General features: G+C 68.2%; 16 protein-coding genes. 6 read left to right on the forward strand and 10 right to left on the reverse strand.

The features are described 5' to 3' along the window. The first annotated feature begins 7 nt into the window (after positions 1-7). Complete coding sequence (locus tag GCU42_RS13935; protein WP_114228459.1) at positions 8-196, forward strand: hypothetical protein; 189 nt, start codon at positions 8-10, stop codon at positions 194-196. Here the strand turns inward: GCU42_RS13935 and GCU42_RS13940 are convergent. From GCU42_RS13940 to GCU42_RS13955, 4 genes are all read right to left on the reverse strand, one after another. Further along, positions 193-1,563, reverse strand: a complete 1,371-nt coding sequence (locus tag GCU42_RS13940; RefSeq protein WP_114228458.1) for a sensor histidine kinase — start codon at positions 1,561-1,563, stop codon at positions 193-195. The two genes, GCU42_RS13935 and GCU42_RS13940, sit on opposite strands and share 4 nt — an antisense overlap. A gap of 9 nt (positions 1,564-1,572) precedes the next feature. Next, positions 1,573-2,253: a winged helix-turn-helix domain-containing protein gene (locus GCU42_RS13945; protein ID WP_114228457.1), complete on the reverse strand. Its 681-nt coding sequence runs from the start codon at positions 2,251-2,253 to the stop codon at positions 1,573-1,575. 260 nt (positions 2,254-2,513) lie between these two features. Continuing rightward, positions 2,514-3,089, reverse strand: coding sequence for a L,D-transpeptidase family protein (locus tag GCU42_RS13950; RefSeq protein ID WP_114228456.1), 576 nt, complete (start codon positions 3,087-3,089; stop codon positions 2,514-2,516). A 67-nt stretch (positions 3,090-3,156) separates the two neighbouring features. Beyond that, a complete protein-coding gene (locus GCU42_RS13955) occupies positions 3,157-4,755 on the reverse strand; it encodes an FAD-dependent oxidoreductase (RefSeq protein ID WP_114228455.1) in 1,599 nt (532 codons plus the stop codon). Positions 4,756-4,859: 104 nt separating this feature from the next. On the opposite strand from GCU42_RS13955, the gene GCU42_RS13960 reads away from it, so the two are divergent. Further along, positions 4,860-5,576: an MIP/aquaporin family protein gene (locus tag GCU42_RS13960; RefSeq protein WP_114228454.1), complete on the forward strand. Its 717-nt coding sequence runs from the start codon at positions 4,860-4,862 to the stop codon at positions 5,574-5,576. Then, entirely contained in the window at positions 5,573-5,983 is a 411-nt protein-coding gene (gene arsC / locus GCU42_RS13965) for an arsenate reductase (glutaredoxin) (RefSeq protein ID WP_114228453.1), read from the forward strand. The genes GCU42_RS13960 and arsC overlap by 4 nt, the downstream gene beginning before the upstream one ends. A gap of 63 nt (positions 5,984-6,046) precedes the next feature. Here arsC and guaA read toward each other — a convergent pair whose 3' ends face one another. Then, the gene (guaA, locus tag GCU42_RS13970; RefSeq protein ID WP_114228452.1) at positions 6,047-7,606 is read right to left on the reverse strand and encodes a glutamine-hydrolyzing GMP synthase; all 1,560 of its coding nucleotides are present in this window, start codon (positions 7,604-7,606) and stop codon (positions 6,047-6,049) included. Between the two features lie 80 nt (positions 7,607-7,686). Continuing rightward, on the reverse strand, positions 7,687-8,250 hold the full coding sequence (locus GCU42_RS13975; protein ID WP_114228451.1) for a hypothetical protein: 564 nt from the start codon (positions 8,248-8,250) through the stop codon (positions 7,687-7,689). A 209-nt stretch (positions 8,251-8,459) separates the two neighbouring features. Between GCU42_RS13975 and GCU42_RS13980 the strand changes: the two genes are divergently transcribed. After that, on the forward strand, positions 8,460-9,575 hold the full coding sequence (locus GCU42_RS13980; protein ID WP_114228450.1) for an alpha/beta fold hydrolase: 1,116 nt from the start codon (positions 8,460-8,462) through the stop codon (positions 9,573-9,575). 1 nt (position 9,576) lies between these two features. Here the strand turns inward: GCU42_RS13980 and mscL are convergent, their stop codons facing one another. Together mscL and GCU42_RS13990 are read right to left on the reverse strand one after the other, a co-directional pair. Beyond that, on the reverse strand, positions 9,577-9,996 hold the full coding sequence (gene mscL, locus GCU42_RS13985; protein WP_114228647.1) for a large conductance mechanosensitive channel protein MscL: 420 nt from the start codon (positions 9,994-9,996) through the stop codon (positions 9,577-9,579). Between the two features lie 67 nt (positions 9,997-10,063). After that, the gene (locus GCU42_RS13990; protein ID WP_205215005.1) at positions 10,064-12,214 is read right to left on the reverse strand and encodes a prolyl oligopeptidase family serine peptidase; all 2,151 of its coding nucleotides are present in this window, start codon (positions 12,212-12,214) and stop codon (positions 10,064-10,066) included. A 116-nt stretch (positions 12,215-12,330) separates the two neighbouring features. Here GCU42_RS13990 and der point away from each other — a divergent pair, with 116 nt between their 5' ends. Next, the gene (gene der, locus GCU42_RS13995; RefSeq protein WP_114228449.1) at positions 12,331-13,680 is read left to right on the forward strand and encodes a ribosome biogenesis GTPase Der; all 1,350 of its coding nucleotides are present in this window, start codon (positions 12,331-12,333) and stop codon (positions 13,678-13,680) included. Positions 13,681-13,715: 35 nt separating this feature from the next. Further along, positions 13,716-14,171: an Hpt domain-containing protein gene (locus tag GCU42_RS14000; RefSeq protein ID WP_420496923.1), complete on the forward strand. Its 456-nt coding sequence runs from the start codon at positions 13,716-13,718 to the stop codon at positions 14,169-14,171. Here GCU42_RS14000 and GCU42_RS14005 read toward each other — a convergent pair. Next, on the reverse strand, positions 14,168-15,433 hold the full coding sequence (locus GCU42_RS14005; protein WP_114228448.1) for a DUF418 domain-containing protein: 1,266 nt from the start codon (positions 15,431-15,433) through the stop codon (positions 14,168-14,170). The two genes, GCU42_RS14000 and GCU42_RS14005, sit on opposite strands and share 4 nt — an antisense overlap. After that, positions 15,430-15,885, reverse strand: a complete 456-nt coding sequence (locus GCU42_RS14010; RefSeq protein ID WP_114228447.1) for a hypothetical protein — start codon at positions 15,883-15,885, stop codon at positions 15,430-15,432. Before GCU42_RS14010 ends, GCU42_RS14005 begins: the two co-directional genes overlap by 4 nt. Between the last annotated feature and the right edge of the window lie 18 nt (positions 15,886-15,903).

Below are 15,903 nucleotides of genomic sequence, written 5' to 3' on the forward strand. Positions count from 1 at the left end.
GACGCTCATGGATGAGGAACTCGACTATCATCGCAGCCGCGCCAATCGCGAACTCAACCTCGGGCTTGCCAGCAGCGCGATCCGCGTCGCCCGCGCCCACCTCCAGCTGAGCTCGCTCCATTTCAAGAAGATGCGCGAGATCGAATTGCGCTCGCAGCACGCCGCCGTCCGCGCGGAGCCGCCCTTCGTCCTTTAGGCGGCGGCGTCGCTCTTGCGGGCAAGCGGCAGCTCGAGCTCGGCGTTGAGCCCGGGGCGATTGTCGCTCAGCACCAATTTGCCGTCGTGGAGGTGGGCGATCGCCTGCACCAGCGCGAGGCCGAGGCCGGCGCCCTGCCGTGAGCGGCTGGGGTCGAGGCGGCCGAACCGGCGACGGGCTTCTTCAAGGCGCTCAGGCGGAATGCCGGGGCCGCGGTCGGCGACGCCCATCCGCAACACGTCCCCGTCGCCGGCGATGAAGACGCGGATCTGGCCGCCGGCGGCGCCGTAGGCGAGCGAATTCTCGATCAAATTGCTGAGCGCCTGAGCGAGCAACTGGCGGTGACCGGCGAGGGTCGGCACCCGCGCGGCGCCGTCGAAGATCAGGGTGACGCCCTGTTCCTCGGCGACCGGCTCGTACATCTCGACCAGCTCGCGGCCGAGCTCGTCGGGATCGAAGCGGGTGAACTGGCTGCGCGCGGTCATCGATTCGGAGCGGCCGATCTCGAGCACGGTGGTAAGCACGCGCATCAGCGAATCGGCCTGGGCGATGACGTTGCCGAGGAGGAAGTCGCGCTCGCGCTCGTCGCTCGCATTGACCGCTGCGTCGGCGGCCGAGCGCAGTCGGCTGACCGGTGAGCGCAGGTCGTGGGCGAGGCTGTCGGTGAGCATCCTGAGCTCCTCCATCAGCGTGGCGATGCGGTCGAGCATGTGGTTGATCTGACGCGACAGGCCGGCGAAGGCGTCGCCGCCGGTGGTCGGCGCGGCCAGCCGCTGGGCGAAGTCCCCGGCCCCGAAGGCGCTGGTCACCCCGACGATGTCGCGCACCCGTCGCTCGACGAACTGGGCGAGCAGCCCGCCGGTCAGCAGCCCAAGCAGCACCGCGATGGCGAGGCCGATCAGCAGCGAGCGTTCAAGGATGTCGCGGACCGCAATCTCCTCGCCGGTCAAGCGGCCGGTCAGCAGCCAGTGCTGGCCGTCGATCGGGACCAGCCGGACCGATGCCTCACGGGCAACCGAGTCGCCGCGCAGGTGGACCTTGACCGTGAGATAGCCTTCCTTGGGGCCGTCTTTCCATTCGGGCTCGGCGCCCAGCGACCCCACCAGCGGCGTGCCGTCGCGGTCGAGGATCGCGACCACCGCCTGCGGATCGTTCTGCAGGTCGGCGTCGACCACCGCATTGCGCAAACCGCCGAGGCCGCGACTGCGGTAGACGTCGGCCAGCGCCTCGCCCTGCTCCTGTTCCTGCTGGACGCGGCTCGACGACATTTCGTCGTGCGTGCGGAAGTTGACGAAGCCGATGACGGCCAGGTTCGACGCCAGCGCGAGCAGCCCCGCGAACAGGGCGATGCGCAGCGTGATCGGCACGTGCCTGGCTTACGCCGCGAGCATGTAGCCGGCGCCGCGCACCGTGTGCAGCAGGGGCTTCTCGAACCCGTCGTCGAGCTTGCGGCGCAAGCGGCTGACGTGAACGTCGATGACGTTCGTCCCTGGGTCGAAGTGATAGTCCCACACCTTTTCGAGCAGCATGGTGCGGGTCACCACGCGCCCGGCGTTGCGGGCGAAATATTCGAGCAGGAGGTACTCACGGGGCTTCAGGTCGAGCTTCTTGCCGGCGCGGCGGACGCTGCGCGCGAGCGGGTCGATTTCGAGATCGGCGACGGTCAGCTTGGGGTCGACGTTGACCCGCGCCTCGCTGCGGCGGAGCAGCGCATTGGCGCGCGCCAGCAGCTCGGCGAAGGAGAAAGGCTTGACCAGATAATCGTCCGAGCCGCTTTCCAGCCCGTCGATCCGGTCGCCGACCGAGGCCAGCGCGGAGAGCACCAGCACCGGCGTCGTCAGCCCCGCCGCCCGCAGCGCCTTCAACACCGCGATCCCGTCGAGGCCCGGCAGCATGCGGTCGAGGATGATGAGGTCGAATTGGCCGTCGGTGGCGCGGTAGAGGCCGTCCTGGCCGTTGGCGGCATGCTCGACGCTATGCCCCTCCTCGCTCAACCCGCGAGTCAGGTAGGCCGCCGTCTCGGCGTCGTCCTCAACGATCAGAATTTTGCGGCCCATTGCCACCTCTCGAACCGCACCCTGGTGCATGACTGTAACAATGCCCGGCCAAACTGGAAACATGCTGCATCCCGCCAGGCAAGCTGGAAACAGGGGGTGTCCCAACACCCGCCCGACGGGATGCAGCGAGGCTCGACCGGCTTAGAACGAAGGGAGTCTTCGCCGGACGAACCTATCTCGTCAGGGCAAAGATGTAGTCGCACCGGCTTGTTTACGAGGTGGAATCGCCATGAAACATTGTTCATGGCGGGGGCAGGAGCTCAGCCCTCGATGACGACCTTGGTGCCGAGCTTGGTCAGCCCGTAGAGCTTCTCGGCGAACTTGTACGGCAACCGCACGCAGCCGTGGCTGGCAGGATAGCCGGGCAGCGGGCCGGCGTGGAAGGCGATGCCCTTGCTGTCGTACATCTGCATGAACGGCATCGGCGCATTGTCGTACTTGCGGCTGTAGCCCTTCACCTTCTTGTTCATCACCGCCCAGAAACCGAGCGGGGTCTCGCGGCCCTTCTTTCCGCTCGAGATGGTCGACACTCCGACCAGCGCCTCGCCCTTGTAGACGTATAAGGTCTGGGTGAGCAGGTCGATGACGACGCGGGCATCGCCGTCGGGGATGGTCGCGGCGAAGCGATAGTCGCCGGGCCGCATCGCCATCGGCCCGAAGGTCGCCAGCGCATCCTTGCGCGCCTGGGGGGCGAAGCCGTTGGTCCATTTGTATGGCAGTTCGGCGACCGCCGGCGGCGGGGCCTGGACGACCTGGCGCGGAGCGGTGGCGCAGCCGGCGAGCAGGCTGGCGACGAGCAGGGCGGCAAGCCGCGAGGTCGTGAAAAGAGCGCGCATATCCGCCGATCCAGCCGAGCCGGGAGCGTCCGTCAAGTCACTGGTAAACGGGCGATTACCCGTTAACTCACCCGCCGATGCCGGTGTGCGCCGGCGGCGGGTTCAAGTGGCTCCAGATGCTGCTCACCACCACCGAGCCTTCGCCGACCGAGGAAGCGACCCGCTTGACCGACCCGGCGCGGACATCGCCGACCGCGAAGATGCCGGGGTGCGAGGTCTCGAACCCGCTGCCGCCGCCGACCTCGCGCCCGGTGCGGACGAAGCCCTTGGGGTCGAGTTCGACCAGTCCCGACAGCCAGTCGGTGTTGGGCGCGGCGCCGATCATGATGAATAGCGCCGAGGCGGGCAGCGTCTCTTCGCCGCCCGCGCGGTCGATCCGCACCGCCGACAGATGCGCCTCGCCCTCGAGCCCGGCGAGCTGGCTGTGATAATGGATGGTGATCCGCGGGTCGGCCTCAAGCCGGTCGCGCAGATAGGCGCTCATGCTCGCCGCGAGCGAAGAGCCGCGCACCAGCAAATGGACGTGGCGCGCGGTCCGCGACAGGTACATCGCCGCCTGGCCCGCGCTGTTGCCGCCCCCGATCACCACCGCCTCGGTCTCGCGGCAGAAGCGCGCCTCCATCTCGGTCGCGGCATAATAGACGCCGGCGCCCTCGAACTCCTCGAGCCGGTCGATCGGCAGGCGGCGGTACTGGACCCCGGTCGCGACCAGGATCGCGCGGGCGCACAAAGTGGTGCGGTCATCGAGCGTGGCGCAGAAGCCGTCGGCGGTCTTTTCCAGCCCCTCGACCCGCCGCGGCATGGCGAAACGGGTGCCGAACTTCATCGCCTGGATCTGCCCGCGGAAGGTGAGGTCGGCGCCCGAGATGCCGGTCGGGAAGCCCATGTAATTCTCGATCCGGCTGCTGGTCCCGGCCTGGCCGCCGATCGCGCTGTCCTCGACCACCAGCGCGCTCAGCCCCTCCGAACCGGCATAGACCGCGGCGGCGACCCCCGCCGGCCCGCCGCCGACGATCAGCAGGTCGAGCTGCTCGCCATGACCCGGCTCGATGTGGAGGCCGAGGCGCTCGGCGAGGCAGCGGGTGGTCGGGGGCACGATCGGCTCACCCGCGAAGGTGACGCCGGGGCGGCCGCCCGGACCGTCGGCGGGCGGGGCGGTGCGGAAGGCGATGCGGTTGCGCGAGAGGAAGCTCGCGATCCGGTTGATCCCGACGTCCTCGTCGACCCCGAACAGCACCACGCTGCTGCGTCCCTCGGCGACGATCATCCGGCGGCGGGCGGCGAACACGGTCAGCACATGGTCGGAGATTTCGGGGACCTGCCCCATCAGGGTCAGCATTGCCGGACGCGGCACCTCGAGCGTGCGGGTGGCCATGCTGGCGCGCATCGGAATCGTCATCGGCGCGCCGCTCAGGAAGCTGAGCTCGCCCATGAACTGGCCGGCGCGCAGCACCGATTCCATCATCCGCAAATTGGTGTCGGGGTCGACGACCTCGATCTCGCCGTCGAGCACCAGCACGAAGCGATCCTGCGGGGCGCCGGCCGCGAGGACGGTTTCGCCCGCCTCATAGGTGCGCTCCGCCCCGACCGCGCGCATTGCCGCCAGCTCCTCCTCGCGGAACGGCACCGGCCGCATCGCCGTCAGGTCGTCGCCGATCGATTCCATGTATTCGCGCTCCGCCGGCTGGTGAAGGTCTTAGGTGAGGGAGATGCCCGGGCAGGGCAAGAGTTCGTCTTGGCAGCGTAACGAGCGCGCTCTAGCGCGGCCTCATGACGAACGAGACCGCCGATCGCGCCAGCCTCGAGCCGCCGCTCGAACCCTTTCCGCTGGGCAAGCGGCTGGCCGGCGAGGCGCTCGGCACCGCGCTGTTGCTGGCGATCGTGATCGGCTCGGGCATCATGGGGCAGCGGCTGAGCGGCGGCAACGACGCGATCGCCCTCCTCGGCAACACGCTCGCGACGGGCGCCGGGCTGGTCGTGCTGATCACCATCTTCGGGCCGCTGTCGGGCGCGCACTTCAACCCGGCGCTGACCCTGGTCTTCTGGCTGCGGCGCGAGATCGGTGCCGGCCATGCGCTCGCCTATGCAGCGGTGCAGCTCCTCGGCGCGGTGCTCGGCGTCTGGGCGGCGCATCTGATGTTCGGTGAGCCCGTCTGGCAGGTCTCGACCAAGCTGCGCGCGGCGAGCGGGCAGGGCTGGTCGGAGGTCGTCGCGACCTTCACGTTGGTGCTGGCGATCCTCGGTTCGCTGCGCTTCCGGCCCGACGCCACCCCGCTGATCGTCGGCCTCACCATCACCAGCGCCTACTGGTTCACCGCCTCGACCAGCTTCGCCAACCCGGCGGTGACGCTTGCGCGCAGTCTCAGCGACACCTTCGCCGGCATCGCCCCGGCATCGGTGCCGTTGTTCATTGGCGGGCAGCTGGTGGGCGCGGTTCTCGGCGGCTTGCTCGGTCGCTGGCTGTTCGGGCAGGAGACGCGGCCATGAGCGACTTTCCCATCACCATCTATCACAACCCCAAGTGCGGCACCTCGCGCAACGCGCTCGCGATGATCGAGGCGGCGGGGTATGAGCCCACCGTCGTCGACTATGTGAAAGTGGGCTGGACCCGCCCGCAGATCGAGGAGATCCTGGCTGCCATGGGTGCGGGGCCGCGCGACATCCTGCGCGCCAAGGGCACGCCCGCCGAGGAGCTTGGCCTGCTCGACGACGGCGTCAGCGACGATGCGATCCTCGACTCGATGGTGGCGCACCCGATCCTGGTCAACCGGCCGATCGTGGTGACGCCCAAGGGCACCGCACTGGCGCGGCCGTCGGAGAAGGTGCTCGAGTTGCTCGACCGGCAGCCCGAGGGCTTCACCAAGGAAGACGGCGAGGTGGTGAAGCCGCGCTGAGGGGCGGCCTGCCGGCCGAGTGAGCTGGCCAGAACCGTCCCCCGGACGGTTCTGAGTCCAGGCTCACTCCCATTCAATCGTGCCGGGGGGCTTCGACGTATAGTCGTAGACCACCCGGTTGATGCCCTTGACCTCGTTGACGATGCGGGTGGCGGCGCGGCTGAGGAATTCGCTGCTGAACGGGTAGACGTCGGCGGTCATCCCATCGACGCTCGTCACCGCCCGCAGCGCGCAGACATAGTCGTAGGTGCGCGCGTCGCCCATCACGCCGACGGTGCGGACGGGGAGCAGCACCGCGAACGCCTGCCAGATGGCGTCGTAGAGACCGGCGTTGCGAATTTCCTCGAGGTAGATGGTGTCGGCGCGGCGGAGGATGTCGCACTTCTCCTTCGAGACCTCGCCCGGGATGCGGATGGCGAGGCCGGGGCCGGGGAAGGGGTGGCGGCCGACGAAGGCTTCGGGAAGGCCGAGCTCGCGGCCAAGCTCGCGCACTTCGTCCTTGAACAGCTCGCGCAGCGGCTCGACCAGCTGCATGTTCATCCGCTCGGGCAGGCCGCCGACATTGTGGTGGCTCTTGATCGTCACCGACGGCCCGCCGGTGAAGCTGACGCTCTCGATCACGTCGGGATAGAGCGTGCCCTGCGCAAGGAACTGGGCGCCGCCGATCTTCTTCGCTTCATGCTCGAAGACGTCGATGAAGGTCTTGCCGATGAACTTGCGCTTGGCCTCGGGATCGCTGACTCCGGCGAGGCCGCCCAGGAACAGCTCCTCGGCCTCCACATGGACCAGCGGGATATTGTAGCTGTTGCGGAACAGCGAGACGACCTGTTCGGCTTCGGCCGCACGCATCAGCCCATGGTCGACGAAGACGCAGGTAAGCTGCTCGCCGATCGCCTCGTGGATGAGGACCGCGGCGACCGCGCTGTCGACCCCGCCCGACAGGCCGCAGATGACCTTGCCCGAACCGACCTGCTCGCGGATGTCGCGGATCTTGGCCTGGCGGTAAGCCTCCATGCTCCACTCGCCGCCGCAGCCGCAGATGTGGCGCGCGAAGTTGGCGAGCAGCTTGCCGCCGTCGGGGGTGTGGACCACCTCGGGGTGGAACATCAGGCTGTAACGGCGGCGAGCCTCGTCGGTGGCGATGGCGAAGGGGGCGCCTTCGGAGGAAGCGACCACCGAGAAGCCCTCGGCGAGGCTCTCGACCCGGTCGCCGTGGCTCATCCACACCTGGTGCTTCTCGCCGACCTGCCACAGGCCGTCGAACAGGGCGGACGGGGCGACCACCTCGATGAAGGCGCGGCCGAATTCCTTCTGGTCGGAGGTGACGACGGTGCCGCCCAATTGCTGGTGGAGCGTCTGCTGGCCGTAGCAGATGCCGAGCAGGGGCAGCCCGCTGTCAAACAGCACCTGCGGGGCGCGCGGGCTGTCCTCCCAGGTGACCGAGGACGGGCCGCCCGAGAAGATGATGCCCTTGGGGTTGAGCCGGTGGAACGCCTCTTCGGCGGCTTTGAAGGGGGCGATCTCGCAATAGACCCCGGCCTCGCGCACGCGGCGGGCGATGAGCTGGGTCACCTGGCTGCCGAAATCGACGATGAGGAGGGTTTCGGCCGGCTGCAGGGTCACGTGAGGGGGCGCCTTTCGTGCAACGAAAAAGTGCGCGGACCCCTAGGGCCCGCGCACTCCTTTGTCACCTGAGGCGGCGCTTAGTAGCGATAGCCGTAGGCGTTGAAGCGGCGACGCTGGAACTGGAGGTCGCTGATCCCGCCGCTGCGGACGTCGACCTTGCAGTTGAACCACACGTCGGGGGTGCCGCCGTTGTAGGCGCCTGCGTAGCCACCGCCATAACCGCCGTAATTGCCGCGGAAGCCGGCAACCCCGGCCCAGCCGTGAACGCGGATGTTACCCTTGCCGGTGCGCTGGACCGATTCGATCTGCGTCACGCGGGCGCCGCCGCCGCCCCAATTGCCGTAGCGGTTATAACCGCCATAGCCGCCGTTGAGGCGCTGCTCGGCCGCGCGCGAGCATTGGTTCACCGCATAGCGCTCCGGCCCATAATCGAAGCCGTTGTACTGGTAGGCGCCGCCGTTCCATGTGCCGCGCAGAATGTTGTTGAGGATCGAGCCGACGATCACGTCGCCCGCGCCGCCGCCGTAGCCGTAATTATAGCCGCCACCGGGATAATATTGCGCCGCGGCGGGGGCCGCGAGACCGACGGTGGCGGCAGCGGCAACCGCGCCACCGATTACAATCGAACGAAGAGCCTTCATGGCCTCACTCCTTATGCACTCAGGCGGGCCCTCCCGCCGACAGTCGGCCTTGTCGGCGAATCGTTCTGCACCCGGACTGAAGGGCTGGTTGCCCTCCGTTCAGGTGCGTGCGACGATCCGGCTCAGCGCAGCCTGGGTCACCCACCTAAGCCCGCGAACATCGTTTCGGTTCCGATTGTTGTGAGGTCGTAACAGCCACGGAGGTCATTATGGGTAACCGGTTTCGCGTCGCCGTCGCATTGGCTACCATTGCCGCTGCCAGCCCTGCGCTGGCGCAGGCCGGCAAACTGATCGCCGCCGAGCCGATGGCCGAGACCCCCGCCGGCGTGCAGGCGTGGAAGATCCGCTACCTGACCACCGACACCCGTGGCCGGCCGCGCGAGGCGACCGGGATCGTCATGGCCCCGCGCGAAGCGGTGCCGGCGGCAAAGCGCAACGTCATCGCGTGGACCCACGGCGCCTGGGGTTCGGCCGAGAAATGCGCGCCCTCGCTCAGCCCCAATTTCTTCAATGCCACCGCGGCGACGGTGGCGGTGCGCCAGGGCTATGTGGTGGTGGCCCCCGACTATATCGGGCTCGGCAGTCCCGGACCGCATCCGTTCCTGGTCGGCCCGGCGACGGCGCGGGCGGTGCTCGATTCGGTCCGCGCCGCCGGCGGCATCCCGGGCGCGGCGGCGGGCAAGCGCTTCGCGGTGTGGGGCGAGAGCCAGGGCGGCCATGCGGCGCTGTGGACCGGCCAGCTGGCGAGTTCGGCCGGCGCCGGGCTCGAACTGGTCGGGGTGGCGGCGGCGGCGCCGCCGACCGATCTCGGCGCCAACCTCCGCCAGGCGAGCGACGCCAATGCGCGCACCTTCCTGATGGCCCTGGCCCTCGACAGCTGGTCCAAGGTCTACGGAATCCCGCTGCAAGTGGGGGCGCGGCGCACGCCGGGGATCATCCAGCGCTTTGCCGGCAATTGCGTGGTGATCGGCAGCAAGCCCAAGCTCGGTGCCATCCTCGGGATGCTGGCGATGCGGCAAGATCTGAAGCGAACCGACCTCGCCACCCTGTCGCCCTGGTCGAACTACATCCGCTCGAACAGCCCGACGCCGAGCAGCCGGGTGCCGGTGATGTTCGCGCAGACCGCGACCGATCCGATCGTCTCGTCGGCGGTCACCCGCGCCTTCGCCCAGAAGATGTGCGCCAGCAGGGTGCGGGTGAGCTACCTCGGGCTCCCCGGCGGCGACCATGCGTCGTCGGCCAAGCAGAGCGCGACCCAGACCATCGCCTGGATCCGCGACCGCTTCGCGGGGCGGCCCGCACCCAATCAGTGCGGGCGCTTTTAGCCTAGCGCTTGAGCGAGTCGCGGATCTCGCGGAGGAGCAGGATCTCTTCCGCCGGGGCGGCGTCCTCGACCTTGCGGCCCATCGCGCGGTTGGCGGCCTTGACCAGCAGGAAGATCAGGAAGGCCAGAATGACGAACTTGATCACCGCGGTGATGAAGGCGCCGTAGCCGAGCAGCGCGACGCCCGCTTTCTTGAGCGCGGCATAGTCGGTCGGCGAGCCGGTGTAGTTGGCGGGAATGTCGCCCAGCCGCACGAAATAGCTCGAGAAGTCGAGGCCGCCGGCGACCTTGCCGAGGAGCGGCATGATGATGTCGTCGGTCAGCGAGCTGACGATGGCGGCAAAGGCGGCGCCGATGATCACGGCGACGGCCAGGTCCATGACATTGCCACGGGCGATAAAAGCCCGGAATTCACGAAACATCGGCTTCACTCCTCGATTGGGGCGGCCGCATCATGTCATGCGAACCGCCCCGAGCGAAGCCCCGAACTTAGCGGATGGCGAGGCCGGTGTATTTCGCCAGGAACGCCTGCACGTCGCTGCTTTCCTCGATGATCTTGTCGGTCGGCTTGCCCGAGCCGTGGCCGGCGCGGGTCTCGATCCGAATGAGGTGCGGCTGGCCGTTGGGGTCGGCGTGTTGGAGCGCCGAGATGTACTTGAAGCTATGCCCCGGGACGACGCGGTCGTCGGTGTCGGCGGTGGTCACCAGCACCGCCGGATAGCGCACCCCCGTCTTGATGTTGTGATAGGGCGAATAGGTCAGCAGTGTGCGGAAGTCGGCTTCCTTGTTGGGATAGCCATAGTCGTCGACCCAGTAGCGCCCGGCGGTGAAGCGGTCGAACCGCAGCATGTCCATGACGCCGACCGCGGGGTGGGCGGCGGCGAACAGGTCTGGCCGCTGGTTGACCACCGCGCCGATCAGCAGGCCGCCGTTGGAGCCGCCCTCGACCGCGAGCTGGTTGGCCCCGGTGATGCCCTGCGCCTTGAGATATTCGCCCGCCGCGATGAAGTCGTCGAACACGTTCTGCTTGTGGCTGAGGCGGCCGGCGTCGTGCCACGCCTTGCCGTACTCGCCGCCGCCGCGGATGTTGGCCTGCGCCCACACGCCGCCCTGCTCGACCCAGGCGAGGCGGGTCGGCGAGAAGCTCGGCGTCAGCGAGATGTTGAACCCGCCATAGCCGTAGAGCAGCGTCGGCGCCGGGCCGGTGGTGCCCTTCTTGCGGACGATGAACAGCGGCACGCGGGTGCCGTCCTTGGAATTGTAGAAGCGCTGCTCGACGGTGATGTCGTCGGGGTTGAAGGTCAGCTTCGGGCTCGCCCACGGCGTCGCCTGCCCACTCGCCACGTCATAGCGATAGATGGTGGTCGGGCGGTTGAAGCTCGAGAAAGCGAAGAAGGTCTCATTGTCCTTGTCCTCGCCGCCGAAGCCCGAGGCGGTGCCTAGCCCGGGCAGCGCGACGGTGCGGACCAGCTTGCCGTTCAGATCATGGACGTGGACCGCCGACTTGGCGTCCTCGAGATAGGAGGCGATCAGCCGCCCGCCGACCAGATTGACCCCGTCGAGCGTCGCCGCCTGCTCGGCGATCACCGTGCGCGGCTGCGGATTGGCCTGCGCGATGTCGAGCGAGACGACGCTCAATCGCGGCGCACCCTTGTTGGTCTGGAAATAGAAGGTGGTGCCGCGGCTTCCGATCGGGCTCCATTCGTCGGTCAGCCCGCCGATCAGCGTGCGCGGGGTCCAGTTGGGTGATTTCAGGTCTACCACCCGTACTTCGTTGCGGTTGTCGGTGCCCTCGGTGGTGAGGATCAACAGGTAACGCCCGTCCTCGGTGACCATCCCATAATGCCCGCGCTTGGGCAGGTCGGGGGTCGCATAGACCTTGCGGTCGGCGCTCTGCGGCGTCCCGAGCTTGTGGAAGTAGATGGTGCTGTTCTCGTTGGTCGCCTGGAAGGTGGCGCCCGCCGGCGGCTCGGGGAAACGGGTGTAGAAGAAGCCCGAGCCGTCCTTCATCCAGTCGCCGGCGCTCGTCTTGACCCACTTGATCTCGTCGCTGGTCGGCTGGCCGGTGGCGACGTCGATCACCTTGACCGTGCGCCAGTCGGTGCCGCCGTCCTGGACCGAGTAGAGCAGATATTTGCCGTCCTCGCTCGGTGTCCATTCGGCGAGCGCGGTGGCGCCATCCTTGCTCCACGTGTTGGGGTCGGCGAGCAGCCGCTCACGCCCGTTGAGGCTGTCGCGGACGTAGAGCGGCGACTGGTTCTGCAGGCCGGTATTGCGCTGGTAGAAGTAGCGGCCGCCCTTCTTCACCGGGGTCGCGGTGCGCTCGTAATTGTAGAGCTCGGTCATCCGCGCCTTGAGCGTGTCGCGGCCGGGGAGGGTGGCGAGGAAGGCGTTGGTGACGCCGTTCTCGGCATTCACCCAATTGCGCACCTCGGGCGAGTTGCGGGCGTCGGTCTCGAGCCAGCGATACGGGTCGGCGACGACGGTGCCGAAAATGGTGTCGCTGACATTCTCGCGGCGGGTCTGCGGATAGGCGAGCGCGCTCGGCGCGGCGGTCGAGGCGGCAGTCATGGGGGCGGCAATTCCGATGCTCGAGAAAGCGGCGATCGGCAACGACAGCAAGAAAAGATGGTGACGCATGGTACCCCGCGTGGAGAAGGAGAAGCGGCGCACGCTAGGCGCGCCGGCGGAGCGGTCAAGCGTCCGTCGACCGGCGGCGGTGGTCGAATTGCCGTCCATGCGCTAGGGCCGCGGCCATGCCCCTGCCCACCGTTGCCATCGTCGGCCGACCCAATGTCGGCAAATCCACCCTGTTCAACCGGCTGGTGGGCAAGCGGATCGCGCTGGTCGACGACCGGCCGGGGGTCACCCGCGACCGGCGCGAGGGCGACGCGACGCTCCTCGGGATGGACTTTAGGGTGTTCGACACCGCCGGCTTCGAGGACGAAGATCCCGCCAGCCTGCCCGGCCGGATGCGGCGCCAGACCGAGGCCGCAGTGCGCGAGGCCGACGTCGCCCTGTTTCTGATCGACGCGCGCGAAGGGGTCACTCCGCTCGACGAGGAAATCGCCAACTGGCTGCGCGCCGAAGACGCGCCGGTGATCGTCGCCGCCAACAAGGCGGAAGGGCGGCAGGGCGAGGCCGGGCGGATGGAGGCCTATGCGCTCGGCCTGGGCGAGCCGATCGCTATCTCGGCCGAGCATGGCGAAGGGGTGGTCGACCTGTTCGAGAGCCTGCGCCCCTTCCTCGAGCGCGAGCACGTCGAGCCCGAGCCCGAGGAAGACCTCGAGAGCAACGACCGCCCGCTCCACATGGCGATCGTCGGCCGCCCCAACGCCGGCAAGTCGACGCTGGTCAACAAGATGCTCGGCGAGGAGCGGATGATCACCGGACCCGAGGCCGGCATCACCCGCGACAGCATCGCGATGGACTGGCAGTGGGAAGGCCGCGAAATCCGGCTGGTCGACACCGCCGGCTTGCGCAAGCGCGCCAAGGTCGACGACAAGCTCGAGCGGCTGTCGGCCGCCGACACCCGCCGCTCGATCGACATGGCCGAAGTCGTCGTCCTCCTGCTCGACGCCACCCGCGGCCTCGAGGCGCAGGACCTGCGCATCGCCGACGAAGTGGTCGATGAGGGTCGCTGCCTGCTGATCGCGCTCAACAAGTGGGACGTCGCCGAACATGCGTCCTCGCTGTTCAACGGGGTCAAGGCCGCGCTCGAGGAGGGCCTTAGCCAGCTGAAGGGCGTGCCCGTCCTCACCGTTTCGGCCAAGACCGGCAAGGGCATCGACCAGATCGTCAAGGCGGCGTTCGAGCTGCGCGCCAACTGGAACCGGCGGGTCACCACCGGCGAGCTCAACCGCTGGTTCGAGCGCGCGGTCGAGGACAATCCGCCGCCGGCCGCGGGCGGCAAGCGGATCAAGCTTCGCTACATCACCCAGATCAAGAGCCGCCCGCCGACCTTCGTGGTATTCGGCAGCCGGGTCGACAATCTGCCCGAAAGCTATCGCCGCTACCTGCTCAACTCGATGCGCCGCGACCTTAAACTGGGGCCGGTGCCGCTCCGGATGAGCCTTCGCAGCCCCAAGAATCCGTTCGACCGCTAACGCCCTCTTTACCCTTTGGGGCCTAGGTCGGGGACGTGGACGAGCAAGCGAACGAACTGCGCGAAGAGGACCTCAAGGTCGTCGACTGGGTGCACTTCGAGAAGAGCCGGGCCGAGCTCGGCCCGGGCTTCATCCGAATCCTCGGCTATTTCCGTGAGGATGGGGTCAAGTCGGTCCGCGAGATCGAGGACGCGATGCACCGCCAGGACACGGTGGCGCTGGTCCGTCCGGCCCACACCATCAAGGGCGAAGCGCGCCAGTTCGGGGCCGAGCCGCTGGCGAAGGTCGCCGAGCTGATCGAAACCACCGCCCGGCTGTGCGTCGAGACCCGCCGCTTCCCCGACGAACTCGTTCCCCATGTGGTCGAGCTCCGCCGCACCTTCGCCAAGACCGTCGAACTCTTCGACCGGGTCACCAACCCCCTCCAGAGCCGCCGCCCCGCCGGCGGCTTCGGCAAGAAGTCGGCCGGCCAGGGCTTCGGCCGGATCTAGGCTCCCGCCACCGCCGGCGCGCGCTTACCTTTGCGCATCGGCTGCAGCGACCCGCGGCTCAAGGACCGCCACAGCCACTCGAGCGGGCCGTAGTGGAAGCGCTCGAGCCATGGCTTCGACCAGGTCAGCATGACTAGCCAGAGGACGGGCGCCAACAGCCACGCCTCGAAGCGCGAGACGCTGCCGTAGAGACCGAGCCCCCAGCCGTAGAAGACGAAGCTCGCGACGATGCTGGTACCCAGATAGTTCGAAAAAGCGCAGCGGCCGGCGGCGGCGATCCACTGGGCGAGCGGACCCATCCGGCGGCCGAGCAGGATGATCAGCGCGGCGTAGCCGAGCGCCATCTGTACGCGGAACGGCGCGAGCATAAGGAAGCCGCCGAACACCACCGGCACGTAGAAACGGGTCTGCACATCGGCCCAGGCGAGTGCGGTGAAGACGATTGCCCCGACAACCAGCCCGACCCAGGCGATCTTGCGATAGGCCGCGTCGCTCCAGACGCCGGTGAACAGCCCGCTCTTGAAGCAGGCCATGCCGAGCAGCATGAGCCCGAGCGTCTCCGGGCCGATGAAGGGCAGGCTGCCGAACGGCTCGCCGCCGCGCTCGCTGACCATCTGGGTCAGGCGGCCCACGAACCCGCCGCGATAGACGGCGAGGTCTTTCACGAAGTCGGTCGGCAGCGGATAGAGGAGGCGGCCGATCTGGTTCCAGTCGGCGATCTGGTCGGCGGTCGCGCGCGCCGAATGGGCGAGCAGGTCGGCCTCGCGCAGATGAAGGGTGAAAGCGGCGAACAGGATCATGTTGGCGATAATCAGCCCGCCGCCGATCCAGCCGAGCTGGCGCGCGCTGCGGTTGCGGAAGAAGAAGGCGATCACGCCCATCGCGCCGTAGCTGAACAAGATGTCGCCGAACCAGATGAAGTAGAAATGGACGAGGCCGAACCCCATCAGCACCAGCATCCGGCGGAAGTGCACCGCGGCGGCGTTCTGACCCGACGCTTCGGCGCGGTCGATCACCAGCAGCATCGACGCCCCGAACAGCATGGAGAACAGGCTGCGCATCTTGCCGTCGATCAGGACGAGGTTGACCGCCCACAGCCACAGGTCGGCGCCGGTGTGGCCGCCGTATGCGCCGGGGTTGAAATACGCCCCCTCGATCATCGCGAAGGCGACCACGTTGACCGAGAAGATCCCCATCACCGCGACCCCGCGGATGAGGTCGAGCGTGGCGATGCGGTCGGCGGGAGCGGCGACGCTGCTCATGCGAGCGGCCGCGTGGCCGGCAGGAAGCGCGCGGCGATCAGCGCAGTCGGAATGCCGACGAGGATGAGGTGGGCGAACAATTGTGTGCTGATCGCCAGCCCCGACGGCGGGAAGGGCGGGTGGAAGCGCAGCGGCACCACGACCAGATTCATGACGATGTAGGTGAGGAGGCCGTAGCCAAGGCCGCTCAGCAGCGGGCGGCGGAGCAGGATCGGCCACTGGCTGGCGAGGAAGACGAACACCGCGACCATGATCGCCATCAGCGCGTAGTGGACGACGAGGCCGAGCAGCGCGCCGCCGGTCTCCATCCCGCTCGCGGCGGGAAACGGCCCGCTGGCGACGTAGCGGAGCATCGCCCCGATCTCCTTGCCGCGGCTCAAGGTCAGAAAAATCGCGAGAAGGATGTCGAGCGTCCCGCAAAGCGCGGTGGCGAGTGCAATCGGCCTCAGCATCCCAGTCCCCCGTTGCCC

The organism is Sphingomonas ginsengisoli An et al. 2013 (genome assembly GCF_009363895.1).
In the GTDB taxonomy this organism is placed as follows: Bacteria; Pseudomonadota; Alphaproteobacteria; order Sphingomonadales; family Sphingomonadaceae; genus Sphingomicrobium; species Sphingomicrobium ginsengisoli.

Bases quoted from the DNA above. Each gene is read 5' to 3' on its own strand.
- GCU42_RS13990 (WP_205215005.1), bottom strand. From the start codon at position 12,214: ATGCGTCACCATCTTTTCTTGCTGTCGTTGCCGATCGCCGCTTTCTCG.
- GCU42_RS13975 (WP_114228451.1), bottom strand. From the start codon at position 8,250: ATGAAGGCTCTTCGTTCGATTGTAATCGGTGGCGCGGTTGCCGCTGCC.
- GCU42_RS13960 (WP_114228454.1), top strand. From the start codon at position 4,860: ATGACGAACGAGACCGCCGATCGCGCCAGCCTCGAGCCGCCGCTCGAA.
- der (WP_114228449.1), top strand. From the start codon at position 12,331: ATGCCCCTGCCCACCGTTGCCATCGTCGGCCGACCCAATGTCGGCAAA.
- GCU42_RS13935 (WP_114228459.1), top strand. From the start codon at position 8: ATGGATGAGGAACTCGACTATCATCGCAGCCGCGCCAATCGCGAACTC.
- GCU42_RS13950 (WP_114228456.1), bottom strand. From the start codon at position 3,089: ATGCGCGCTCTTTTCACGACCTCGCGGCTTGCCGCCCTGCTCGTCGCC.
- GCU42_RS13955 (WP_114228455.1), bottom strand. From the start codon at position 4,755: ATGGAATCGATCGGCGACGACCTGACGGCGATGCGGCCGGTGCCGTTC.
- GCU42_RS13945 (WP_114228457.1), bottom strand. From the start codon at position 2,253: ATGGGCCGCAAAATTCTGATCGTTGAGGACGACGCCGAGACGGCGGCC.
- GCU42_RS14005 (WP_114228448.1), bottom strand. From the start codon at position 15,433: ATGAGCAGCGTCGCCGCTCCCGCCGACCGCATCGCCACGCTCGACCTC.
- arsC (WP_114228453.1), top strand. From the start codon at position 5,573: ATGAGCGACTTTCCCATCACCATCTATCACAACCCCAAGTGCGGCACC.
- GCU42_RS13980 (WP_114228450.1), top strand. From the start codon at position 8,460: ATGGGTAACCGGTTTCGCGTCGCCGTCGCATTGGCTACCATTGCCGCT.
- mscL (WP_114228647.1), bottom strand. From the start codon at position 9,996: ATGTTTCGTGAATTCCGGGCTTTTATCGCCCGTGGCAATGTCATGGAC.
- GCU42_RS14010 (WP_114228447.1), bottom strand. From the start codon at position 15,885: ATGCTGAGGCCGATTGCACTCGCCACCGCGCTTTGCGGGACGCTCGAC.